Annotated in this window: 11 protein-coding genes; 2 read left to right on the forward strand and 9 right to left on the reverse strand. The window is 71.7% G+C overall.

Annotated elements, in window-relative coordinates; translation table 11 throughout:
- The first annotated feature begins 268 nt into the window (after positions 1-268).
- Positions 269-2428 carry an MMPL family transporter gene (locus ACZ562_RS36070; RefSeq protein WP_471188393.1) on the forward strand — a complete coding sequence of 720 codons (2160 nt, stop codon included), beginning with the start codon at positions 269-271 and terminating at the stop codon, positions 2426-2428.
- Positions 2429-2746: 318 nt separating this feature from the next.
- On the opposite strand, the gene ACZ562_RS36075 is transcribed toward ACZ562_RS36070, so the two are convergent.
- The 4 genes from ACZ562_RS36075 to ACZ562_RS36090 form a co-directional block, all read right to left on the reverse strand.
- Entirely contained in the window at positions 2747-3508 is a 762-nt protein-coding gene (locus ACZ562_RS36075) for a thioesterase II family protein (protein ID WP_471188396.1), read from the reverse strand.
- Positions 3509-3610: 102 nt separating this feature from the next.
- Positions 3611-5221, reverse strand: a complete 1611-nt coding sequence (locus tag ACZ562_RS36080; protein ID WP_471188424.1) for a GMC oxidoreductase — start codon at positions 5219-5221, stop codon at positions 3611-3613.
- Between the two features lie 376 nt (positions 5222-5597).
- A complete protein-coding gene (locus ACZ562_RS36085; RefSeq protein ID WP_471188398.1) occupies positions 5598-5735 on the reverse strand; it encodes a hypothetical protein in 138 nt (45 codons plus the stop codon).
- On the reverse strand, positions 5732-6310 hold the full coding sequence (locus ACZ562_RS36090; RefSeq protein ID WP_471188401.1) for a LuxR C-terminal-related transcriptional regulator: 579 nt from the start codon (positions 6308-6310) through the stop codon (positions 5732-5734). The genes ACZ562_RS36085 and ACZ562_RS36090 overlap by 4 nt, the downstream gene beginning before the upstream one ends.
- 477 nt (positions 6311-6787) lie before the next feature.
- On the opposite strand from ACZ562_RS36090, the gene ACZ562_RS36095 reads away from it, so the two are divergent.
- Complete coding sequence (locus tag ACZ562_RS36095) at positions 6788-10288, forward strand: BTAD domain-containing putative transcriptional regulator (protein WP_471188403.1); 3501 nt, start codon at positions 6788-6790, stop codon at positions 10286-10288.
- A gap of 152 nt (positions 10289-10440) precedes the next feature.
- Here the strand turns inward: ACZ562_RS36095 and ACZ562_RS36100 are convergent, their stop codons facing one another.
- From ACZ562_RS36100 to ACZ562_RS36120, 5 genes are all read right to left on the reverse strand, one after another.
- Positions 10441-10635 (reverse strand): ferredoxin, encoded by a 195-nt coding sequence (locus ACZ562_RS36100; RefSeq protein ID WP_471188406.1) that lies wholly within the window; start codon positions 10633-10635, stop codon positions 10441-10443.
- 44 nt (positions 10636-10679) lie between these two features.
- Positions 10680-11894, reverse strand: a complete 1215-nt coding sequence (locus tag ACZ562_RS36105; RefSeq protein WP_471188408.1) for a cytochrome P450 — start codon at positions 11892-11894, stop codon at positions 10680-10682.
- A gap of 587 nt (positions 11895-12481) precedes the next feature.
- Positions 12482-13681, reverse strand: a complete 1200-nt coding sequence (locus ACZ562_RS36110; RefSeq protein ID WP_471188410.1) for a cytochrome P450 — start codon at positions 13679-13681, stop codon at positions 12482-12484.
- 50 nt (positions 13682-13731) lie between these two features.
- Positions 13732-14988, reverse strand: coding sequence for a crotonyl-CoA carboxylase/reductase (gene ccrA, locus ACZ562_RS36115; protein ID WP_471188412.1), 1257 nt, complete (start codon positions 14986-14988; stop codon positions 13732-13734).
- 77 nt (positions 14989-15065) lie between these two features.
- Complete coding sequence (locus ACZ562_RS36120; RefSeq protein WP_471188414.1) at positions 15066-25112, reverse strand: type I polyketide synthase; 10047 nt, start codon at positions 25110-25112, stop codon at positions 15066-15068.
- Between the last annotated feature and the right edge of the window lie 27 nt (positions 25113-25139).

The raw sequence follows: 25139 nt of genomic DNA on the forward strand, positions 1-25139 counted from the left end.
GGAACTGCACCACGCCAAACAGCACGACGAACAACAGTGGCTGACCCAATGGACCACAAGCCAGCAGGACGCCTGACCGCACCTCACCCCCTCATACAGGCCCGCCCAGTGGCCCAGTTCACCTGGGCCACCGGGCCCGCACACACTCCCCGCACCTGAGCCCGCTTCGCCCCCGGCCGCGCAGCCACGCGCACGCACCGCCCCTTGTTCGTCCGGGGCCTGTCCCAGGCGTTCTCGGGCCGCACCATCACCAACGGAGGTCTTCCACATGTCCATCGGCAGGTCCGCCCTCGTCCACAAACACGATCCGCCGGACAAACGCCGGCGCAGCCTCGCCGATCGCACCGCCGCCGTCATGGTGGAGCGCCGCAAGGTGGTGATGCTGGTCTGGCTTGTGATCGTGCTGGCCGCCGCTCCGCTCGCTGCCACGCTGAACGGCGCCCTGTCCGGTGCCGGCTGGAACGCCCGGGGGTCCGAGAGCGAGAAGGTCCGCGCCGAGCTGCGTCGTGACTTCGCCGAGTTGGGCACCGAAGCCGCGGTCGTCGTGGTCCACGTGCCCGGCGGGAGTGAGCGGGATGCCGCGGTCGATGCCGTGATCCGGCAGGTGGAAGGTTCGGCGTCAGTCAGCAAAGTGACGGACCCGCGCGAGCGACCGCCGTCCGCCGGGCTCGTCAGTGAGGACGGCCGGACGGCTCTGGTCCCCGTCCACCTGAACGCAGACGAGGAGGCCGAACTGCCCCGGGCCGCGGGGAAGGTCAGTGAGGCCGTGAGCGAGGCCGAGCTGCCCGCAGGCGCGAGTGCGGACGTGACCGGTGAGTGGCCGGTGTGGGCCGATTTCAACGAGTCCAACGAAAAGGCCATGCTCAAGGCCGAACTCCTGTCCGGCCTGCCCATGATGGTGCTGCTCGTGGTGGTGTTCGGCAGCATCGTCGCCGCCGGGATGCCGATGATGCTGGCGATCGTCGGCATCGCGGGCGCCTACGGCGCACTGCACCTGGTCACCATGGTCAGCCCGCTGTCCGTGTGGTCGATGAACTTCTCGATGATGATCGGGATGGCACTCGGTATCGATTACAGCCTGTTCGTCATCACCCGCTACCGCGCCGAGCGCGCCAAGGGCATCGACACCGAGACCGCGCTCGCCACGACCCTGGCGACCTCCGGCAAGGCGATCGTGCTGTCCGGCCTTGCCCTGGTCATGGCACTGGGTGCGCTGTTCCTGCTTCCGGTGATGGTGTTCCGTTCCATGGCGCTCGGCATGATCCTCGCCGTCGTCGTCGTTGTGGCCGCCGCCCTGACCCTGCTGCCCGCGGTTCTCGCGGCCCTCGGCGCACGGGTACTACGCGGCCGCGCCAAGCCCGGCGGCCGCAGTGAGGCCCGCTGGGGCCGCTGGTCCGACCGCGTCGTCCGCCGCCCCGCGGTCGGCCTGATCGGTGGACTGCTCCTGCTCGGCGCGCTGACCGCTCCGGTCGCCGGTGTCGAACTGGGTATGCCTGGCGCGCGCGTGGTGGACACCGGGTACTCGAGCCGCGACGGCTACGAGACCCTCATCGACGCGTTCGGTCCCGGCGCGGGCGCCGCGATGTACGTCACCACTCCCCGCAAGCAGGCCGCGCAGGTCGTCAGCACCGCCAAGAACATGGGCGGTGTCCAGCACGCCGAGGTGGCGGCCGGGCCCGCGGACTCGGGCCGTACGGTCGTCCGCATCACGCCCACGACAGCCATCGACGACGCACGCACCTCCGGCCTCGTAGCCGATCTGCGAGAGAGACTCGACAGGGCGGCACCCGGTTCCCTGGTGGGCGGACCGGCGGCGCAGAACCACGACATGACCGAGGCACTAGCAGCGTCCGCGACCGGCATCATCGCGCTGGTGCTCGTGATGTCGCTGCTGATGATGCTGATCGTCTTCCGCAGTGTGGTGATCGCGCTGGTGTCGGTGGTAATGAACCTGCTCACTGTCGGAGCGGCGTTCGGCATCGCCTCGGTCATCTTCCAGCACGGCGTGGGCGCCTCGCTGATCGGCATCGAGTCCCAGGGCTTCATCAACGCCTGGGCTCCGGTGTTCTTCTTCGCGATTCTCTTCGGTCTGTCGATGGACTACCAGCTGTTCCTGCTGGCCTCGATACGTGAGAAGTACGAGCAGACCGGCGAGACCCGTACTGCGGTACGGGATGGCATCGCGGCCACCGGACGGCCGATCACGAACGCGGCTGTCATCATGGTCATCGTGTTCGTGGCCTTCGGTGTCACGGGCCCGATCCCGCCCACGGAGCTTGGCATCACGCTGGCCATCGCCGTGATCCTCGACGCGACGATCGTGCGCATGCTGATCGTGCCGGCGTCCCTGGCCGTCTTCGGCAACGCCAACTGGTGGATGCCCCGCTGGCTGGACAGGGCACTGCCGACCTTTACCTTCCGGCACTGAACCAGACGCGGTCGAGGCGACTCCTGGTGGTGCTCCACCGCTGCCCAGGCGCCCCCTCGAAGCCGGTCGGCTGACCGCTCCGTTCGGTTCGCGGTCATCGCCAGTGACGTGATCTGCCCCGCCGGCAGCGCGGACGACTGCGGCACCGAGTTGTTCCGGCCCTACGATGACCATCCGGCACCCATCTGCGCGATCCCCGGCAGCCACGACAGGTACGAGGACCTCGCCGCCTTCATGCGCGTCTTCTGCGACCACACCCACCCCTCGCAAACCCCAGCTCACAGCAACCAACGAGATCTCCCCAGAACCCGGGGCGGTTCAACGACCGGCACCCAACTGGGTGGCCATGAGGCGGACGATTTCCGTCTGGTGCTCGGCCACGAAGAAGTGGCCGCCTGGGAAGACCTTCAGCATGAACGGGCCGTCGGTGTGCCCGGACCAGGCGGCGGCCTCCTCCAAGGTGACCTTCGGGTCGTCGTCGCCGACGAGGCAGGTCACGGGGCAGCGCAGGGGCGCCCCCGGTTCCCAGGTGTAGGTTTCGGCTGCGCGGTAGTCCGCCCGGATGGCCGGGAGGATCATGCGCAGGATTTCCTCGTCGCCCAGCAGTCGGGGGTTGGTGCCGCTGAGGCCGCGCATCTCGGCGACGAGGCCGTCGTCGTCGCGCAGGTGGACGGTCTCGTCGCGGTGCGTGGACGGGGCGCGGCGGCCGGAGGCGATGAGGGTGGCGGGCGTGATGCCCCGCTCCTGCTCCAGCCGTCGGGCGATCTCGTAGGCGAGGGAGGCGCCCATGCTGTGGCCGAACAGGGCGATGGGCCGGTCGGTCCAGGGCAGGAGGGCCTCGTAGACCTTGTCGGCGAGCGCCGGTACGGAGTCCAGGAGAGGTTCGGTGCGGCGGTCCTGGCGGCCGGGGTACTGCACGCACAGCACGTCGACGCTGTCGGGCATGGACCGGGACACGGGGAAGTAGAAGCTGGCGGAGCCGCCCGCGTGGGGCAGGCAGACCAGGCGGACGCGGCTGTCGGGGCGCGGGTGGAACCTGCGGATCCAGGCGCCGTTGTCCTCGGTGAGCGGGGAGTTCACTGAATCGTTCCCTTTCGGTTTCGGTTCGGCCGGCCCCACCGTGGCGGGGCGTTCGCCGGGAGGAGAAGCGGCGAGGCGCGAGCGGGCCCCGCCCACCGCTCGTCAGGAGTCCGCGACGTCCTCCTTGATGATGCGCTCGACGTTCCGCTCTGCCAGCGCCGTGATGGTCACGAACGGGTTGACGCCGATGCTGCCGGGGATGAGTGAGCCGTCGGTCACGTAGAGGTTCTTGTATCCGGCGACGCGGCCGTAGTCGTCAGTGGCCTTGCCGAGGACGCAGCCGCCGAGCGGGTGGTAGCAGAAGTCGTCGGCGAAGGCCTTGATCTGCTTGCCGAAGAGGTCGTACCGGTAGATGGTGGCGTTGACCTTGTTGATGCGGTCGAACAGCGACTTCGCGGCTGCGACCGCGGGCGCGTTCTGCTCCCGGGTCCAGCGCAGGTCCGCCCGGTCCTTGGCGGCGTCGTAGACGAAGGTGCCGCGCTCCGGGTTCTTGGTGATGGCCAGGTAGAGGCTGACCCAGGTCTCGACACCCGCCGGCAGGGGGGCGATCTCGGCGAAGACGGGGGTGTCCGGGTTGTCCCAGTCGTCGATGCCGAGGGCGGGGATCGCCGACTGCTTGGTGCCGGTGGGGTTCCACATGTGGTTGGCGCGGGCGGTCATGATGTTGCCGTTGGGGCCCCAGCCTCCGCCGACCTCGGGGCTGAGGTTCGGGAGGGTGCCGGTCTCCCGGGCACGCAGCAGCAGTTCGGTCGAGCCGAGGCTGCCGGCGCCGAGGAAGAGGTGGCGGCAGGAGACCTCTTTGGTCCGGAGCAGCTTGCCGTAGGTGTCCCTCTGCTCGACGGTCAGAAGGTACGTGCCGTCGGGTTGCTGACGGATCGTCTTGACCTCGTGCGAGGTCTCGATGGTGACTTTGCCGGTGCCCAGGGCGGCCGCCAGGTAGCTCTTGTCGAGTGAGACCTTGCCGTGGTTGTTGCCGTAGATGACCTCGGCGGCCAGCGCGGACTTGGGCACCGCGCCGTCCGCCTCACGGCGCATGTAGTCCCAGTCGTATACGTTGGGCACGAAGGTGGTGCTCAGCCCCGCATTCGAGGCCTGCCGGCGCGAGACACGCGCGAACGTGTACCACTCGCTCTGCTCGAACCAGCTCTTGTCAATGTCGTTGACCCGGAGGGTGGAGTTCGCGCGCGGGAAGTACTTGGTGTACATCTCGTCGGCGTCCACCTGGGGCAGCACCTCCTCGAAGTACGAGCGCCGGGGCGTGACCGCCATGCCGCCGTTGACGAGCGAACCGCCGCCGACACCGCGTCCCACGTACACGGACATCTGGTCGAAGTTGACCCGGTCCAGTACACCCGCGTAGGGATCAATGTCCCGGTTGGCGACATCGAGCCACAGGAAGGAGCCGAGCGGGGCCTCGGTGCGGGTCTTGAACCAGCTGGAGCGTCTGTCGGGCGCGAGCATTCCGCAGAATACGTTGCCGTCCGGACCGGTCTGGTTCCACAGCTGACCCATCTCCAGCATCAGGGTGGGGACCCCTGCCTCGCCGAGACGCAGGGCGGAGACGGCCGCGCCGTAACCGGTGCCGACCACGACGGCGGGGACGAACGTGCCGCCGGAACCACTTGTTGCGCTGGCAGCAGCCGCCCGGGGAGCGGCGGTGATCGTGGTCTGCCCCGCGAGTGCGGCGGCACCCAAGGCCGCCACGCCGAGCATGCGGCGGCGCGACAGAGGCTGGTGTGCAATCACGCTGTGTCTCCTGAGCTTCGAGGGAGAGGAAAGCTGAATCGGAAGGCCGGCCGGAGCGGCGCGGCCCGGGGCGGAACGGACCGTGCGGAGACCGCGCAAAGGCCGTCGCCGGATTCCGGATCGGGCGGGCTGGCCCTGTGGTGGCCGGGCCCGGAGTTTCGCTTGCCCGGGGGTACGGAAGCGGGCGTCAGGGTACGGCCCGCTCCCGGGCGCGGGCAGCGCTCACTGGTGCCTCCAGGCGCCGGCGGGGCCGGCAGAGGGGAGGACGCGGCCGGTTCGGACCGTCCGGCTCCCGGGAGCTCGCGGTGGGCACTGGTGAGGCGTTTCTCCACGGCGCGCGAACTCACTCGAGGCGTTCCGCCATGTGCCTGCCGGGCACTCCGTGGGCGGCGAGTCCGGCGACCGTGCGTTCGGCCCGGGTGAACGCTGCCACGGCCACCGGCGCGAGCGGGCGCCCGGCGCGGGCCCCATGCCGTCTCACTTGACGAAGTCGTCCACGACCTCGGGCGGCCAGGTGCCGACCTTGAGCACGCCCATGGAGTAGGCGCGGGAGACCAGCGCGGCACGGTTGGGCACCTTCAGCTTCCGCAGCAGGCAGGTCACGTGGTACTCGACGCCCTGCCGGCTGAGGTAGAGGCTGGCTGCCAAGGGGACGGTGGAGACACCGGCGGCGATGCCTTCGAGGATGCGCGCGTCCATCGCGGAGAGGATCTTCCTGCGTTTGGTCACCACACGTGTCTGCTCGGCGTCACCGGCCGTGGGCATCATGACCAGGATCGCGGTCGTGTCGGGCAGGCCACCGCGTACCGCGACCGCGGTGAGCGGAACGGTGAAGGCGGACTCGTCGCCAGGCCCCACGGCAATGACGGGCGTCACGAATCGCTGGTGCCTCCCTTCCAGTAAATTGGAGAATTGGCGCACCAGCGGCTGCTGCACGCTCGGGTGCAGCACGTCACGGAAATTGCGGCCGCATATGTCCTCGGACGAGTCGTTGAACTGCCGGAAGAACTCCTGGTTCGCCTGCTGGATGGTCAGGGTTTTATCGAGGCTCGCCATGCACAGGCCCGGAGATGCAGGTGCTGGACTCAGCAAGAGAGGGCTCCCTCAGGAAACTTGGGCGAAATAAGTTCGGAGACTGGTGAGCGGCCGTGAAGGCCGTCAGCAGGGGCGTCGTCGGCCCTGGGACCAGCGGTATCTCCAGATGCTGAACATCGTGCGTCACCGCCCTTGCGGGGTCCTGGTCGAGCCGCTGGCGGCCCCTTGCCGTCGTCCGCCATCGTTTTCCGGACCGCCTGTCGAAATCCTTGCCGAACACCTGCCGCTTTCTTGCCAATCGATGGATCTCCAGCTTGGAAGGCGCCTTCTCTATGCCAGGATCCGCAGGGGACGGTGTGAGATCAGCCAGCCCGAAACCGTCCGTCAGCCAGCCGTACCGCGAGCACGATGGGGACCGTCATGCCCTTACCTCCGTCCGTAAACGTGTCACCCACAACTACCGGCCAGGCTGAGCTCATACTGAGCGTTCTGGGGCCCATGTCGGCACGACACGACGGGCATGACCTGCCGCTCGGCCCGCCACGCCGGCGAACACTGCTCGCCCTGCTGCTCATCCGCCTTGGCCGCGTGGTGCCCACCGAACTGCTCATCGAGGAACTGTGGGGTGACGGAGCGCCCCGTCACGCCGTCGCCACACTCCAAAGCCATGTCTCTCATCTGCGCCGGGCCCTGCACACAAAGGCGGGAACAGGCCAACTTTCGGTGCTGCGTCATCGGACGCCCGGTTATGTCCTCGATCTCGATCCCGAGCAGGTCGATGCCTGCCGCTTCGAGCGTCTGGTCACCGACGGACGGCGGCTCCTGGAACAGCGCGATCCGCGCACCGCGCGTGCCCGGCTCACCGAGGCCTTGGGGCTGTGGCGCGGCTCGCCCTACGCGGAGTTCGACAGCCATCCGCCGCTCAGTGACGAGTGCACCCGACTCGAACAGATCCGGCTCACCGCCGTGGAGTCCTGCGCGGAGGCGCGGCTGGCTCTCGGCGCGGCCGAAGAGGTCGCCGCCGATCTGGACGGGGAGGCGCGCCGTCATCCCACGCGGGAGCGGCTTGTCGGCCACCTCATGACGGCACTGTCCCGGCTCGGACGGCAGGCCGAGGCGCTTGAGGTGTATGAGCGGACGCGCAGTCATCTGGTCGAGGAGTTCGGCGTGGAAACCGCAGCCGAACTACGCCGGGTCAGAAACACGATCCTGCGCCAGGAGCCGAGAGCGAGCGCCCACTCGAAGAAGCTGTCTCCCGCACCACTTGAGTCCACCGGAGCGTCACATGTCCCGCTCGTCATGAACGAGACGGGTGACGGCGGAGTACGGAACTTTGAGGGCTCCGGAAACGGTAGGACGGCCGTCACGGCCCGGGGGCACGGCCGGGCGGTGGCAACCAACGACGCCAACGGGACAGACGACTGCGGCGCGGCCGTCGAACGCGAGGGGATCACGGGGACCGACGCGCGCCCGGAGGCGCGAACCCATGTGCCGCCGGGTGCGCGGGCGGCTGCCGCCGGCACGCAAGCCGGGCCAGCCCGGTGGCGGCTTGTACCCGGGCCGGAGCACGAGCCGGCAGCCGCTCCGGGGGCCGGCGAATCCCGGGAGTTCGAGTCGGGGTGGACCGCTGCGCCTTCGCTGTTCACCGGCCGCAGCCAGGAGCTCGACCGCCTGACGACCGCAGCCGCGAGCGCGGTCGTGGGCCACGGCCATGTGGCCGGCGTCCTCGGCCCCCCAGGAGTCGGAAAGACCCGCCTGCTGCTGGAACTTGCGGCACGTCTGGAGAGCATGGCCGCGCATGAGAGGGGCTCCGGACTGGAGGTGGTCTGGAGCCACTGCTTCCCCGGCGAAGGCGTCCCCGCCTACTGGCTGTGGACCCAGATCCTGCGGCGGCTGTCCGCCACCCGGCCGGATGCCTTTCGCGAGGCGACGGAACCGTACGGCGCCCTGCTCGCCCCACTGATGCCCGAGCGGTCGGCGGCCCGGACCGGAGGCCCGAAATGGGCCTCCGACTGGTGCCAGGCCCGCTTCCTCGCCCACGACGCGGTCTGTGAGGTGTTGCTCGCCCTCGCCGGGAAACAGCCGCTCGTGCTGCTCCTCGAAGACCTGCAATGGGCGGACACCGCCTCCCTCGACCTGCTCAGGCTACTGAGCACCCGCTGCCAGGGCCATCCGCTCGGCATCGTGCTCACGGCCCGGAAGTTCGAGGCCGAGTCGGACGTAACGCTGCGCCGGATGGTCTCCGACGTGCTACGCGGCCCCAGGACCGAGACGCTGCGGCTCTGCGGGCTCTCCCTGCAGGCCGTCGGCGCCCTCGTCGAGGCACATGCGGGGTCTGGAGTGGACCCGAAGGTTGTCGAGGTGCTGCACCGGCGCAGCGCTGGCAACCCGTACTTTGTGATGCAGCTTCTCTCCCTTGTGGGGGACGCGCGTAAACTCCATCGCCCGGACGCCGTTGACGCGCTCCTGACCCACATTCCCACCGGCGTACGCGAGGCTCTGCACCAGCGCCTTGCCGCGCTGCCCGAGCCGGTCCTGCGGGTGCTTCGACTGTGCGCCGTCATCGGCGCCGAGGTGGACACCGACCTGCTGCACCGGACCGCCACGCCCGACGAACCGGTCATCGCGGGTCTCGAGTCCGCCATCCGTGCCGGGCTGCTCGGGGAGGACCCGCACCATCCGGGGCGGCTGCACTTCGCTCACGCCCTGGTCCAGGAGACGCTCGTGGACGAGCTCCCCCGTGAGGACCGCCACCGCCTGCACGCCAGGGTCGCCGACGCGCTGAGCGCACGCAGGCGCGGGCGAGTGGGGGACGAGGAGATCGAGCGGGTGGCACATCACAGCTGGCACGCCAAGCGTGCGCTGCCCGCCGCCGAGGTGCTGCCTCGGCTGCTGCTCGCCGCGGAACACGCCGAGCAGTGCATGGCGTACGAGCAGGTGGAGATCTGGCTGCGCCGCGCGGTGCACCTGGTCGGCTTCCTGCCACCGGACGATCCCGCCATCGTGAGGTTGGAACAGAAGCTGCACATCCAACTCGGCCACGTACTCGCCAACACTCGCGGCTTCGGCCACCCCGAGGCCGAGGCGGCACTGACGCGCGGGCGCGCCCTCAGCACGGCCACTCATTCCCCCGAGGACCCGTCAGTGCTCTGGGCGCTGTGCGCGGCATACCTGGTCACCGGCCGCTACGACGCCTCGCGGCAGTTCTCCGGCCTGCTGCGGGACATCTCGCGGCAGACCCTGGAACCCGTGGCGGCGCTCGGTGCGGCGTACGGCGAAGGCATCGTGCTGCATGTGCGCGGAATGCTGCCGCAGGCGCTCGCCGAACTGGAGCGCGGCGTCGGCATGGCGGATCGTTTCGCCAACGAGGGTCTCGCGCTGGCGCGTACCTACCAGCACGACCCGCGCGTCTCCTGCCGCTCCTACGACACCTTCACCCACTGGCTCCTTGGACACCGGCAGACCGCCGGCACGCGCCGACGTGAGCTGTTGAGCCTCACCGAGTACGAAAACAGGCCGTCCGACCGCTCCTTCGCGCTGTACGTGGACGGGGTCGTGGCGGCGTGGGAGGGTGACGCCCGCACCGCACTCGCCTCGAGCGACGAGGGCGTCCGCGTCGCGGGCGAACACGGACTTCTCTACTGGAAGGCGATGCTGGGCGTCGTCAAAGGGTGGGGCCTGGTGCACGCGGGAGATCACGACGACGGCCTCGCCCTCATGCACAGCTCGCTGGCCGAGTTAGGCCAGTCCAGGACGTACTTACGCCACCCGCTCCACCTGGGCCTGCTGGGCCAGGCGCAACATCACGGCGGGCGGATCGAGGAGGCGAGGACTACCTTCCGGATGCTGCTGGCCGCCGTCGAGCAACGCCGCGAGCGCGTGTACCTCCACCCGGCACTGCCCGCGACCCCGCTGCTCCACGAACTGCTGGGCCACGGTGCCGACGACGCGCTCACGGGCCGGGGCCCAGGACGGGACGGGCCCGGCTCCGGCCGATGAGCGCGGTGGCCCCGTGCTCTGCCGCGTCGCTTGACATCCGGTTCGGCCGTGATGCGCCGCTGCGGGATTCCAGCAAGCGGTGGCCCTGGCCCCGGCTCCCGGGGAGCCACCGCTCGCGCGGGTGCGGACCCCAAGCCGACGGCCCATGCCGCTCAATCCTCGTAGATCGCGACCGCCTGCACCGGACAGGCCATGGGGACGTCGTGCACACGCGGGTCCCCCGCCCCGTCCTCATGTCCCGGGACCAGGGCGACCAGCGCGTCGTCGTCCTGCGTGAAGACGCCGGGTGCCGTCATGACGCACTGGCCGGAGCCGATGCACCGGTCGCGGTCGACGGTGATGCGCATGGCGTGGCCCGCCTCCCTTCCTTCCGTTCCCTGCGCCCGGGCCCTCACCAGGTGACGGGGAGCTCGATCGGGCCCTGGGCGTCGTGACCGGCCTTGATGGGCACCTCGTCCAGGGGTACGGCCAGCCGCAGGCCCGGGATGCGGGCGAAGAGCGTGCCAAGGGCGATCTCGAGCTCGGCGCGGGCGAGATTCTGCCCCAGGCACTGATGGATGCCGTGGCCGAAGCCCACGTGGTGACGTGCGGTGCGCCGGGCGTCGAAGATGTCGGGGTTCTCGTACGCCGTGGCGTCGCGGTTCATCAGCATGATGGAGACCAGCACCGCGTCCCCGGCCTTGATCGTCTCGCCGCCGACATCGATGTCCTCCTTGGCCATCCGGACCATGTAGTCGGAGACGGAGGTGAACCGCAGCAGCTCCTCGACGACTCCCGATACCGCACCGGGGTCGCGGAGCAGCACGTCTGTCTGCTCGGGGTGCTGGATGAGCGTGAGGGCTCCGAGGGCGATCGCGTTGACCGTGGTCTCGTGGCCGGCCACCAGCAGGACCAGTGCGATCATGACCACCTCGTCGTGGTCCAGCTCGCCCTCCTCCAACTGGCGTGCGATCAGCTCGTCCAGCAGGCCGTCCTCAGGCTCGGCCTGCTTCTTCCCGACCAGGCCGTGCAGATACGTGTACAGCTGGCCGAAGGCCGCGTCGGCCTCCGCCGACGTCGCGGCGCCCACGAAATTGCGGGAGCACTCCTCGAAGAAGTCGTGGTCGCCGTACGGGACGCCGAGGAGCTCGCAGATCGCCATGGAGGGCACCGGCAGGGCGAACGCCGACACCAGGTCCGCGCCCGGCCCCTTCGCCAGCATGTCGTCCAAGAGCCGGTCGACGAGGCTCTGAAGCCTGGGACGGATGGCGTTCATGCGCTTGACGCCGAAGCTGGGGATCAGCATGCGCCGCTGCCGGGCGTGCAGGGGATCGTCGACGCCGATCAGCGGGAAGGCGAGCCCGCCGCGGTCCTCGGTGCGCTGGACGACGACGGGGAAGACCGGGTGACCCCAGTCGGAGGACAGCCGGGGATCGACGAGCAGCGCCCGTCCCTCGGCGTGCCCGGTGATCAGCCACGCCGGTCGGCCGTCGAACAGCGTGACCTGCGTCAGCGGGCTCTCGCCCCGCCATTCCGTGTAGGCCTTCGGCGGCTGGTACGGGCAGGTCCGGTCCTGAGGGAAGGACGGGGGCTGCGACCCGGAGAGGCGGATTTCGGTCTCTGTCATGTCGTGCCTTTCGAACAATCGGCAGGGCGGTCGTTCATCGATACGTGTTTGGCTACGGGAATCAGGCTTCAGTCCGTCAGCAGGCCTTGCGCGGCCCGGTCGGCACCCGGCCGCCGGGCCCCGGACCCTTCGTCGGGCCAGTGGGCCGCGGGCCGCTGTCACGGGCTCCTCGGCGCCGCCGTGGTCGACCGGCCGGCCGTCGGAGCACCCGGTCACCGAGCGGACGCCGGGCGCGTGGCGGGACACGGAGTACGAACCGTCGCCGCGTTCGGTGACGGCGGCGTAGGTGAACGGGACTGCGCGCTGGCCGCCTGGGGACGCGACCGCCGTTGCGTCGGGCTGTGGCGTGCCGCAAGCGGCTTCGGGGACCCTCAGCGCGAGGACCGGGCAGCGGCGGGAGAGTCACGGCGACACGAAGACCGACATGCGGAATCTCCAGGTCCGGCGGCCATGCGCCCGAAAAGGGCAGTCCCTGGTGTGCACGGCGGCCTCGGCCGCCCTCGGCGCGAGGCGGCGACGGAAGGCGTGATCAGCGCAGGAGGTCCGCGGGCGCCGGTCTCCTGTGGGAGTGGGCCGTGGTGCGGCGGTCACCAGGTGACGGGCAGCTCGTGCACGCCGTAGAAGACCATGTCGGTGCGGAAGCGGAGCTCCTCGACGGGCTTGGCCAGGCGCAGGGTCGGGAAACGGCGGAACAGGGTCTCGAAGACGATCTGCAGCTCGATCCGGGCGAGTTGCTGGCCTACGCACTGGTGTGCGCCGAAGCCGAAGGCCAGATGCGGGGCGGGGCGGCGGGTGATGTCGAAGCGCTCCGGCTCCTGGACGAAGGCCGGGTCGAAGTCGGCGGCGAGGACGTGCGCGACGACCTGCTCGCCCTGGGTGATGCGCACGCCACCGAGCTCCACGTCCCGGGTGGCGACGCGCTCGCCGCCGAACTGGCCGATGGTGAGGTAGCGCAGCAGCTCCTCGACCGCGCTGCCGACCAGCGACGGGTCCTCGCGAAGCAGGGCCAGTTGGTCGGGGCGGTCGAGGAGCAGCGCCGCACCGAGGCCGATCATGCAGGCGGTGGTGTCGTGGGCCGCTATCAGCAGGGTGCCGGCCGCGTTCATGAGGAACATGTCGTCGACCACGCCATCGGGGTCCTCGGTGGTGATCAGCGCCGAGATCAGGTCGTCACCGGGGTTGGCCCGGCGCTCCTGGACGAGCTGGTAGAGCAGCCCGCCCAGGCGCATGCCGGCGGCCTCGGTGGCGGCGGCGTCCTGGTCGACGCGCATCATCGCCTCGGCGATGTCCTGGAACTCCGCACGGCGCTCGACCGGGACACCGAACAGATCGGAAATCACCATGGAAGGCACCGGGTTGGCGAAGGTCCTCACCAGGTCGACCGGGCCGCCCCGCGCCTCGATGACATCGAGGTGCTCGTCGACGATGCGCTGGATGTTCGGCCGGAGCGCATGCATGCGCCGGACGGTGAACTCCTTGGCGAGCAGCCTGCGGTCTGCGGTGTGCTCCGGCTCGTCCTGCCACAGCAGGCTGCCGCGGCCGGGCTTCTGGGTGACGACGCCGTCCTGGGTGTGCAGCGCGTGGGGCACCTGGACGCTGAACGAGGGGTCGCGCAGCAGGGCGCGCACCTCCTCGTAGCCGGTCACCAGCCACGCCTCGTGGCCGCTGGTGAAGGTGGCCCGGGTCACCGGGGCGGCCGCCCGGACGTCGGCGATGCCGTCCGGCGGCAGGAACGGGCAGCTGCGGGCGTTGGGGACGGCGGGCGCGTCGGCGGTGGGCTCGGGCATGACTCTCCTTGTGCTTGTGGGACGTGGGGGGTTCGTACGACGGGGGACGGTCAGGCGGCCGCGAGTTCGAGCGCGGTCTCGCCGCGCCGAGGCGCGTTCACGAGGACGGCCATGTTCCCGGAGGGGTGCACGTTGTCGTGCATCATCTGGTGCATGCGCCCTATGTCCTGGAAGCCGTCGCAGGCGGACAGGCAGGGGTCGAGCATGCCGGCGCCGACGAGGTTGATGACCTCGCGGCACTCGCGAGTGCCGGCGTAGTGCGAGCCCTGGAGGCGCTTGGAGCGCATCCACAGGTGGCGCAAGTCGACGTCTCCGTTGTAGCCGGAGGTGCCACCGCAGATCACCACCATGCCGGCGTTGTCGCACAGGTACATCGAGGTCGGCAGGGTGTCCTGGCCGCTGTGCTCCAGCACGATCCGCGGGGACTTGCGCTCACCGAGGATCTCCCAGATCTTCTTCCCGACCCCGCGAGCGCCGCGCAGGAACCGCGCCGACGCCTCGGCGTCCCCGGCGTCGGGAAGCCGGCCCCAATGATCGAAGTCGCGGCGGTTGACGGTGCCCTCCGCCCCGAGGCGGCGGCAGTACTCGGAGCGGTCCTCGCTGGAGACCACGGCGATCGGGATGCCGCCGGCCAGCCTGACGAGCTGGATGGCCATCGAGCCGAGGCCGCCCGCACCGCCCCAGACCAGGACGGGGTCTCCGGGGCGGACGGTGTTGCCCTGCCAGCCGAACAACTGCCGGTAGGCGGTGGGCCCGGTGAGCAGGAAGGCCGCCGACTCCTCCCACGACAGATGGGCGGGCTTGGGGTGGCACTGGTACTCGTCGACGCGGCAGAACTGCGCGAAGGAGCCGTAGTTGGTCTCGTACCCCCAGGCCTTGATGCTCTCCGAGACCAGAGGGTCCGTGCCCATCCGGATGTCCTCGGCGGCCTCGTCCCACTGGCCGCTGGTGAGCAGCACGTGGTCACCCACCTCGACGTTGCGGACGCCTTCGCCGACGGCCCACACCACGCCGGAGGCCTCCGAGCCTCCGATGTGGAAGTCCTCGGGCTGGCCCTGGCGCTGCCGCATCCCGATGACGTCGACCGGCTCGCCCAGAGAGGACCACACGTTGTTGTAGTTGATGCCGGCGGCCATCACGTAGACCAGCACCTGGCCCCGGCCCACCCGGGGGGTGTCGACGACCTCAGTGCGGAACGCCTGCTTCGGCTCGCCGAATCGGTTCTGGCGGATCACCGAGGCGTACATCTGCCGCGGGACCTCACCGAGGGGCGGGGTCTCGCCTATCTCGTAGAGAGCCTTCGTCATGATTTCTCTCCCACATCTACTCGGTCCGGTCTGGGGTGATCGCGGTGGTCGCGCGCCGGTCATGCGGTCGTTGCGTCCTAAGGTGCGGCGGCGCCGGACGAATCGGTGACGACGTCCGCCAGCCAGGAATCCACCGCCGCCGCGGTGGTGCCGGCGTGGTCCTCCAACATCGAGTAGTGGTTTCCGGTCACTTCGACGATCGTGTCCACGTGCTCGGGTGGTGCGGCGCGCCCGTCGCCGTCCGCGGCGCCGGCCAGCACGGGCTCGCTCGCCCGTACGAGCAGGGTCGGCGCGGCGATCCGCGGCGCGGCCCAGTCGTCGAACAGGCGCATATAACGACCCATCGCGGTGAGCTGTTCACCGCCGGACGCCATGAAGTCCAGGCGCTGCGACTGCGCCTGGGCCATCGCGTTGAGCACCTGGTGGTCGAAGGGGACCTCGCGGCTGAAGCTGTCGACCATCACCACGGCCGCCGGCTGCTCGCCCATGGCCTCCAGGTGTGCCGCCACGCCGTGGGCGATCCAGCCACCCGAGGAGTAGCCGAGCAGGACGACCGGCTTTCCGCCGGCGCACTCCCGTACGGTCTGCGCGTGCAGCCGGAGCACGCCGTCCGGATCGGACGGGACCGGCTCGCCCTTCTCGTAGCCGGGGTGGACCAGCGCCCACACGTCCAGCCGGTCGCGGAAGGGTGCGGCGAACCGCGCGTACTGGTGTGCCCCGGCCGGTACGACGTACGGCGAGAAGCACATCAGCGCGAGGGGATGGTCGCCTTGCGACAACCGTACGGGGGCGGGCCGCTGGGCCAGTTCCTCGGGCCGCTCGAACGAAGGCCGGAAACGGGCCGCCTCCATCAGCATCCCCATGGCCTCGGCGGCCGTCCCGTTCTGGCTCGCGTGCCGGTAGAGCTGCACCAGCATGTCGGCGGGCCGCTCCTCCGCCGCGCCGTGGCCGGCGCCCTGGAGCCGCGTCAGCAGGTGCTCGGCGAGCCTGGCGGGCGTGGGATGGTCGAAGGCCAGTCCGGCGGGCAGGCGGAGACCGGTCGCCGCCGACAGGCGCCGGCGCAGGTCGACCGCGGTGAGCGAGTCGAAGCCGAGCTCCAGGAAGTGCGCGGTGGGCAGCACGTCCTCGGCCGACGTGTGACCGAGGACCACGGCGCTCTGGGCGCGGATGTGCTCCAGCAGCCGCTCCTCCTGCTCGGCCGGTGCGAGTGCGGCGAGCTCGGTCGCCAGCGCCGCTCCGGCGCCGGTCTCCTCGCCGACGGCCAGCTCGGCCTCCAGGAGCCGCTGTACGTCGGGCAGGTCGGCCAGCAGCGGGCTGGGCCGTCCCACGGTGAAGGCAGGCAGGAACTTCTCCCAGTCGATCGGGGCGACGGTGAGGGCCGCCTCGTCGTGCTCGACGGCCTGGCGCAGGGCGGAGATCGCGAGCTCGGGGGCCATGACGCCCAGGCCCCGCCGTTCGCCGCGCTCCTGGACCGCGTCGTCGACCATGCCGCCGCCCGCCCAGCCGCCCCAGGCGACCGAGGTCGCGGTCAGGCCGCGGGCCCGCCGCCGCAGTGCCAGGGCGTCGAGGAAGGCGTTGGCGGAGGCGTAGGATGCCTGCCCACCGCTGCCCCAGACGCCGGCACCGGAGGCGAAGAGGACGAAAGCGTCCAGCTCACGGCCGTCGAGCAGCTCGTCGAGGTGGATGGCGCCGGTGACCTTGGAGGCCGCGGCTTCGGCGAACTCGTCGAGACCGGCGTCGGCCAGCATGGACGACCGTGCCGTGCCGGCGGCGTGCAGCACCGCGGTGAGCGGGTGCCGGGACTCGACGCGGGCGAGCAGTCGCGCGACCGCATCGCGGTCGGCGGTGTCGCAGGCGGCGATGGTCACTTCGGCGCCCAGGGCGGTCAGCTCCGCATGCAGTTCCTGCGCACCGGGGGCGTGGGGCCCGCTCCTGCTGGTGAGCACCAAGTGCTGCGCGCCCGCGCCGGCCAGCCACCGGGCGAGGTGCCGGCCCACGCCGCCGGTTCCGCCGGTGACCAGGACGGTACCGCGAGGCTGCCACGGTGTCGCGGGCTCCACGTCTGCGGGCCGCGCCCGGACCATGCGCCGGCCGTACACGCCGTCGACACGTACGGCGAGCTGATCCTCGTCGTGCTGGGCCAGCGCTCCCGCCAGGCGGCGCAGCGCGTGCTCGTCCAGCTTCTCGGGCAGGTCGACGAGACCGCCCCAGCGCCGGGGCAGTTCCAGTGCGGCGACGACGCCCAGACCCCAGACCTGTGCCTGGCCGGCGTCGCGCAGCGGGTCGGTGGCTCCGGTGGACACGGCTCCGCGGGTCGCACACCACAGCGGTGCCTGGACGTCCACGTCGCCCAGCGCCTGCAACAGGGTGACGGTCGTGGCGAGGCTCGCGGACAACGTCGGGTGGGCCGGGTGGCAGCCGGGGGCGAGGCCGAGCATCGACAGGACACCGGCGGGCTGTTCGCCGCCGAGTTCCTCGGCGAGCCGGTTCGCGGCCTGCGATCGGTCGCAGTCGACGGGGAGTTCGACGACCCGCACCTTGGCGCCGTGGGCGCCGAGCACGCCGACGACGCAGGGCGCCCACGGCTCGTCCGCCAGGCCGGCGGGGAGGACGGCGAGCCACAGGCCGTCCAGGCCGGGGGCCGGGTGGTCGGTCAGCCGCCGGAAGGAGACGCGGTAGCGCCAGCCGTCCACCGTGGACTTCTCGCGGCTGCGCCGGCGCCACGCGGACAGCACCGGCAGCGCCGGGCCGACGAGGGCGGCGTCGTCCGCCCCGAGTTCAGCGGCGAGCCCGGACAGGTCCGTGTTCTCCACCAGCTCCCAGAACCCGGCCTCGACCGGATCGGCGCCCGCAGGCACCGGGTCGGCGCTCTCCAGCCAGTACCGCTGCCGTTGGAACGCGTACGTCGGCAGATCCACGCGCCGCACCGGACGCCCGGCGAAGGGGACCGTCAAGTCGACGTGCACGCCGCTCACGTGCAGTTCGGACACGGAGCGCAGGAAGCGGTCCATGCCGCCCTGGCCTCTGCGCAGCGAGGCGCCGGTCACGGCGTCGGCACCGGCCTCCTCCGCGATCTCCTGCACCGCGCCGGCCAGCAGCGGGTGCGGGCTGCACTCGACGAACACCCCGTGCCCGTCCGCCAGCAGCGTCCGTACGGTCCGCTCGAACTCCACCGTGTGCCGCGCGTTGCGGTACCAGTACTCGGCGTCCAGGGCGGTGGTGTCCAGCACAGTGCCGGTCACCGTGGAGTAGAAGGGGACGTCCGCCGGGGCCGGCGCCACCGGGGCCAGCAGCTCAAGCAGTTCGGGGCGCAGGCTGTCGACCTGGGCGGAGTGCCCGGCGCCGGTCGCGCCGCGGACCTTGCGCACGCGCACGCCTTCGTCTTCCAGTTCCGCCAGGAGTTCGTCGACCGCATCGGGCTCTCCGGAGACGGTCAGGGCGGCGGGCCCGTTCACGGCGGCGACCGACAGCCGGGTCCCGTACTTCTCCAGCCTCGCGCGGGCCCGGTCGGCGGGCATGGCGACCGCGAGCATCGCGCCCTTGCCCATGAGCTTGGTCAGCGAGCGGCTGCGCAGGGCCACGATCCGGGCCGCGTCGTCCAGCGTCAGCGCGCCCGCGACGTACGCGGCGGCGACCTCGCCCTGCGAGTGGCCGACGACGGCGGCAGGCGTCACGCCGTAGGAGCGCCACAGGGCGGCCAGCGACACCATCACCGTGAACAGCGCGGGCTGGGCGACGTCCACCTCGGCCATGCCCGGTGCGCCCGGCTCGGCGCGCAGGACCTCGAGCAGCGGCCGGCCGACGTAGGGGGCGAACGCCTCGGCGCAGGCCTTCGCCTGCTCGGCGAAGACCGGGGAAGTGTCCAGCAGTTCGCGGGCCATCTCGGTCCACTGCGAGCCGTGACCGGGGAAGACGAAGGCGACCCTGCCGGAGGCTGCGGCGGTGCCCTGGACCACGGTGTCCGCGGGTTTGCCGTCGGCGAGCGCCGCGAGTCCGGCCCGCAGCTCGTGCCGGTCGTGGCCGACGACCACGGCCCGCTGCTCCAGCTGCGTCCGCGTGGTGACGAGGGCGCGGCCGACGTCGGGCAGCGAGAGCCCTTCGGTACGGTCGAGGTGGTTCAGCAGCCGGCGGGCCTGCTCGCGCAGGGACCGGGCGGTCTTCGCGGACAGCGCCCACGGGAACACGTCCAGGGGCCGGGCGGCGGTCGCGTCCTGCGCTGCGGGGGTCTGCCCGTCCCCTGCGGCGGGCGCGGTCCGCGGAGCCTGCTCGATGATGGTGTGCACGTTGGTGCCGCTCATCCCGAACGAGGAGACGGCCGCACGCCGTGGCCTGTCCTGGTCGGGCCAGGCGGTCTGCTCGGTGAGCAGGCGCACGTTCCCGCTGGACCAGTCGACCTCCGGGGTCGGCTCGTCGACGTGCAGCGTCTGCGGCAGGATGCCGCTGCGGATGGCCATCACCATTTTGATGACGCCGCCGACGCCCGCGGCGGCCTGCGTGTGGCCGATGTTGGACTTGAGCGAGCCGAGCCACAGCGGCCGGCCCTCGGAACGCTCCTTGCCGTACGTGGCCAGCAGGGCCTGCGCCTCGATCGGATCGCCGAGCCGGGTTCCGGTGCCGTGGGCCTCCACGGCGTCCACCTCGTCCGCAGCGAGCCGGGCATTGGCCAGCGCCTGCCGGATGACCTGCTGCTGGGCTCTGCCGCTGGGCGCGGTCAGGCCGTTGGAGGCGCCGTCCTGGTTGACCGCGCTGCCCCGCACGACGGCCAGGACCTCGTGCCCGTTGCGGCGGGCGTCGGACAGCCGCTCCACCAGGACCAGGCCCACGCCCTCGGCGAAGCCGGTGCCGTCGGCGGACGAGGAGAACGCCTTGCAGCGGCCGTCGGCGGACAGCGCGCGCTGCCGGCTCGACATCGTGAACGCGGACGGTCCGGCCATCACCATCACGCCGCCGGAAAGTGCCATGGAGCACTCTCCGTTGCGCAGCGCCTGCACGGCGAGGTGGAGGGCGGTCAGCGAGGACGAGCACGCGGTGTCGACGGTGACCGACGGGCCTTGCAGGCCGAACGCGTAGGAGAGCCGGCCGGAGATCACGCTGGCCGCGTTGCCGCTGGGGATGTAGCCCTCGACGCCGTCCGGCACCTTGAGCGGGCGGCCGGTGTAGTCCTGGTAGCCGGTGCCGACGAAGACGCCCGTGGCGGTGGAGCGCATCGTGTCGGGGGCGATCTGGGCGCGCTCGAAGGCCTCCCAGGTGGTCTCCAGCAGCAGGCGCTGCTGCGGGTCCATGGCGACGGCCTCACGGGGGCTGATTCCGAAGACCGCGGGGTCGAACTCGTCCGCGTCGTGCAGGAATCCGCCGTGGGTGGTGTACGTGGTGCCGGGGTGGTCGGGGTCCGGGTGGTAGAGCGCCTCGACGTCCCAGCCGCGGTTGCCGGGGAAGCGGGAGATCGCGTCGCGGCCGGAGGCGACCAGCTCCCACAGGTCCTCGGGCGAGCGTACGCCGCCGGGGTAGCGGCAGGCCATCCCGATGATGGCGATCGGCTCGTCCAGCACCGCGGCGGCCGCCGCGGCCGTGGCCTTCGCGTCCTGGCCGCCGGTGAGTTCGGCGAGCAGGTGGGCGGCGAGGTCCGCGGCCGTGGGGTGGTCGAAGACCACCGTCGTGGGCAGGGCGAGGCCGGTGGCCTCGTTGATCCGGTTGCGGAGTTCCACCGCGGTCAGGGAGTCGAAGCCGAGGTCCCGGAAGGGCCGGTCGGCCTCGACGGCGCCCACTCCCCGGTGGCCGAGGGCGGCGGCGGCGTGCGTGCGCACGAGGTCGACGAGGGCGCGTGCGCGGTCTTCGTGCGACAGCCCGGCCAGGTTCTCGGCGAGCGCCCCTGAGCCGTGGCCCGCCTCGGGGGCATCCTCCGCGAGCGTCGCGCGCACCTCGGGGAGGTCGCCGAGCAGCGGGCTGGGCCGGCCGAGGGTGAACGGCACGATGAAGCGCGACCAGTCCACGTCGGCCACGGTCAGCAGGGTCTCGTCGCGGTCGAGCGCGCGCTGCAGGGAGGTGATCGCCGATACGGGGGTCATCGCACGGAGGCCGCGGCGGCGCAGCCGCTCCTCGTCGTCGCCGTCCTCGACCATGCCGCCGTGGGCCCAGGGGCCCCAGGAGACCGCGGTCGCGGTGAGGCCGCGGTCTCGGCGCTGCCGGGCGAGACCGTCGAGGAAGGCGTTGCCGGCGGCGTAGGCGGCCTGGCCGCCGCTGCCCCAGACGCCGGAGATGGAGGAGAAGAGGACGAAGGCGTCGAGCTCCCGGTCACCCAGCAACTCGTCCAGGTGCGCGGCGCCGCCCGCCTTGGCGGCGAGCGCGGCGGCGAAGGCGGCCGGGGTGGTGGCGTCCACCATGCCGGCGTCGGCGACTCCTGCGGCGTGCACGACGGCGGTGAAGGCGTGCTCGGCGAGCAGGGCCGCCACGGCGTCGCGGTCGGCCACGTCGCAGGCGGCGAGCGTGACGCGGGCGCCGAGGGCCTCCAGCTCGTGCCGCAGGGCGGCGGCGCGCGGGGCGTCCGCGCCCCGGCGGCTGGTGAGGACGAGGTGTTCGGCGCCGCCGCGCGCCAGCCAGCGGGCGACGTGGCCGCCCAGCGCACCCGTACCACCGGTGATGAGGACGGTGCCGCGGGGCCGCCAGCGGCGGGTGGCCGCCCGTGCCGGTGCGTGGGCGAGCCGCCGGGCGAAGACGCCGGAGGCGCGGACGGCGAGCTGGTCCTCCTCCCACCGGCCCGTCAGCGCCTGTCCCAGAACGCCGGCCAGGCGTGCGGCGGCCTGGTCGTCGACGGACTCCGGCAGGTCGATCAGGCCGCCCCAGCGCCGGGGCAGCTCCAGGGCTACGGTGCGGCCCAGGCCCCAGACCTGGGCGTGCCGGGCGTCGCGTACGGCGTCGGAGCCGCTCACGGCCACCGCGCCCGAGGTGAGGCACCACAGCGGTGCGTCGACGCCCGCGTCGCCCAGGGCCTGGACGAGCAGCAGGGTGGGCAGCACGGGGTCGCCGCTGACGAGCAGGGACAGCACGCCGTCGACCGGCCCGATCCCGGCCAGCTGCCCGGCCAGACCGGCGCGGTCGCTCGCCGCGCCGACGACCAGCGTCTTCAGAGTGGCGCCGCGGGCGGTGAGCGCGGTGCGGACCGCGGCGGTCTGCTCGTTCTCCTCCTCCGGCACGGCGAACAGCCAGGTGCCGCCGATGCCGGCCGGAGCGAGCTCGCCCAGGCGCTTCCACGACTCGCGGTAGCGCCGGTCGTCGACGGCGGCCTGCTCCTTGCGCTGCCGCCGCCATAACGACAGCCTCGGCAGCACGTCGCTGAACGCGTCCCCTGCCCCGATGTCGAGGGTCTCGGCGAGGGCCCGCAGGTCCTCGCGCTCCACGGTCTCCCAGAACTCCGCGTCCACCCGGTCCACCGCCGCGGCGGCGGCAGCGGTTTCCGGGGCGTCGACCCAGTACCGCTCGTGCTGGAAGGCGTAGGTCGGCAGGTCGGTCTTCCGCGCACCGGCGAAGAACGAGTTCCAGTCCACGGACACGCCGTGCGTGTGCAGATGGGCCAGGGCCGTCACGAGCGCCTGCCGTTCGGGGCGGTCGGCACGCAGGACGGGCACGGTGACGGCCTCGTCCGCACAGCCCTGCGCCATGCCGCTCAGGACACCGCCCGGGCCGATCTCGATGAAGGTCTTCACGCCCAGGTCGTGCAGGGTCCGGACGCCGTCGGCGAAGCGCACCGCTTCGCGCACGTGCCGGACCCAGTACTCGGGGGTGTAGGCCTGGACGAGCTGACCCGTGAGGTTGGAGACGACGGGGAGCTGCGGCTTCTCGAAGGCCAGGCCACGGACGACCTCGGCGAACTCCTCCAGCATCGGGTCCATCAGCGGCGAGTGGAACGCGTGACTGACCTTCAGCCGGGACGTCTTGCGGCCCTGCTCGGCGAAGCCCGCGGCAATCGCCAGGGCCGCCGTCTCGTCACCGGAAACCACCACCGACGAGGGGCCGTTGACCGCGGCGATGCTCACCCTGTCGGTGAGGTGGGGCAGGACTTCCTCTTCGGTGGCCTGCACGGAGACCATCGCGCCGCCCGCGGGCAGGGCCTGCATCAGCGCGGCACGCGCGGACACCAGCTTCGCCGCGTCGTCGAGGGACAACGCACCGGCCACGTGCGCGGCGGCGATCTCGCCCACGGAGTGGCCCACGACGAAGTCGGGCCGGACACCCCAGGATTCGAGGAGCCGGAACAGGGCCACCTCCACCGCGAAGAGCGCGGGCTGGGTGCACCCGGTCCGGTGAAGCGTTTCGGCATCGACGTCGACCGGGGCGTCCAGGCGCGCGCACACCTCGTCGTGGGCCGTGGCGAAGACGGGGAACTCCGCATACAGCTCGCGCCCCATGCCGATGCGCTGCGAGCCCTGCCCGGAGAAGAGGAAGCCGGTCTTGCCGCCGGCCGGGCGCCCCAGCAGCACACGGGATGAAGGGGTCCCGGTGGCCAGGTCCTCCAGCCCGAGGAGGAGTTCCTCACGGTTCTCCCCCACGACCGCGGCCCGGTGACGCATGGCCGCGCGGGTCGTGGCCAGCGACAGCCCGACGTCGTACGGCCGGACCTCGCCCCGTACCAAGGGCAGCAGCCGGGCCGCCTGGGCCTGCAGCGCCGCGTCGCTCCTGGCGGAGAGCACCCACGCCAGGGGGCCGTCGGCGGGAGCATCCGCGGGCTCCTCGTCCTGGGCCGGCGGGGCCTGCTCGACGATGGTGTGGGCGTTGGTGCCGCTGACGCCGAAGGACGACACGGCGGCCCGGCGCGGGTGATCGGTCTCCGGCCACTCCACGGCCTCGGTCAGCAGCCGCACCGCGCCCGCCGACCAGTCCACGTGCGGCGTCGGCTCGTCCACGTGCAGGGTCCGCGGGAGCACTCCGTGGCGCATGGCCATGACCATCTTGATGATGCCGCCGACACCCGCGGCCGCCTGCGAGTGACCGATGTTGGACTTCAGCGAGCCCAGCCACAGCGGCCGGTCCTCCGGCCGCTCCCGGCCGTACGTGGCGATCAGCGCCTGCGCCTCGATCGGATCACCCAGCGTCGTGCCCGTACCGTGCGCCTCGACGACGTCGATCTGGGCGGGAGACAGGCCGGCCGATGCCAGGGCCTGGCGGATGACCCGCTGCTGCGCGGGGCCGTTGGGCGCGGTCAGGCCGTTGGACGCGCCGTCCTGGTTCACGGCGCTGCCCCGCACCACGGCCAGCACCCGGTGCCCGTTGCGGCGGGCGTCGGACAGCCGCTCCACCAGGAGCATGCCGACGCCCTCGGCCCAGCCGGTGCCGTCGGCGGCGGCGCCGAACGCCTTGCACCGTCCGTCAGGGGCCAGCCCGCGCTGGCGGCTGAACTCCACGAACGCGGTAGGCGTGGTCATCACCTGCACGCCGCCGGCCAGCGCCATGGAGCACTCGCCGCCGCGCAGCGCCTGGGCCGCCCAGTGCAGCGCCACCAGCGACGACGAACACGCCGTGTCGACGGTGACCGCCGGGCCCTCCAGGCCGAAGGTGTAGGCGATACGGCCGGACATCACACTGGCGGAGTTGCCGGTCCCGAGATGGCCGTCGGACTCGCCGCCCACTCCGACCAGGAGGTTGACGTAGTCCTGGTAGCCGGATCCGACGAAGACTCCGGTACGGCTGCCGCGCACCGAATCCGCGTCGATGCCGGCCCGCTCGAACGTCTCCCACGTGGTCTCCAGCAGCAGGCGCTGCTGCGGATCCATCGCCACGGCCTCTCGCGGGCTGATCCCGAAGAACCCCGGGTCGAACTCCCCCGCCTCGTACAGGAATCCACCGCGGCGCGCGTACGTCTTCCCCGTCGCCTCCGGGTCCGGGTCGTAGATGCCCTCCACGTCCCAGCCCCGGTCCGCCGGGAACTCGCCGACCGCGTCACCACCGGAGGCCACCAACCGCCACAGGTCCTCGGGCGAGCGCACCCCGCCCGGGTAGCGGCACGCCATGCCGACGATCGCGATGGGTTCCTGGTCCTTCTCCTCGACCTCGCGCAGGCGCTCCCGGGCCTGACGGAGGTCTCCGGTGACGCGCTTGAGATACTCGAGAAGCCTGTCTTCGTTGCTGCTCATCCGCCTCATCCGTCCTCGGCTGTCGTC

This window comes from Streptomyces sp. NPDC040410 (genome assembly GCF_055595715.1).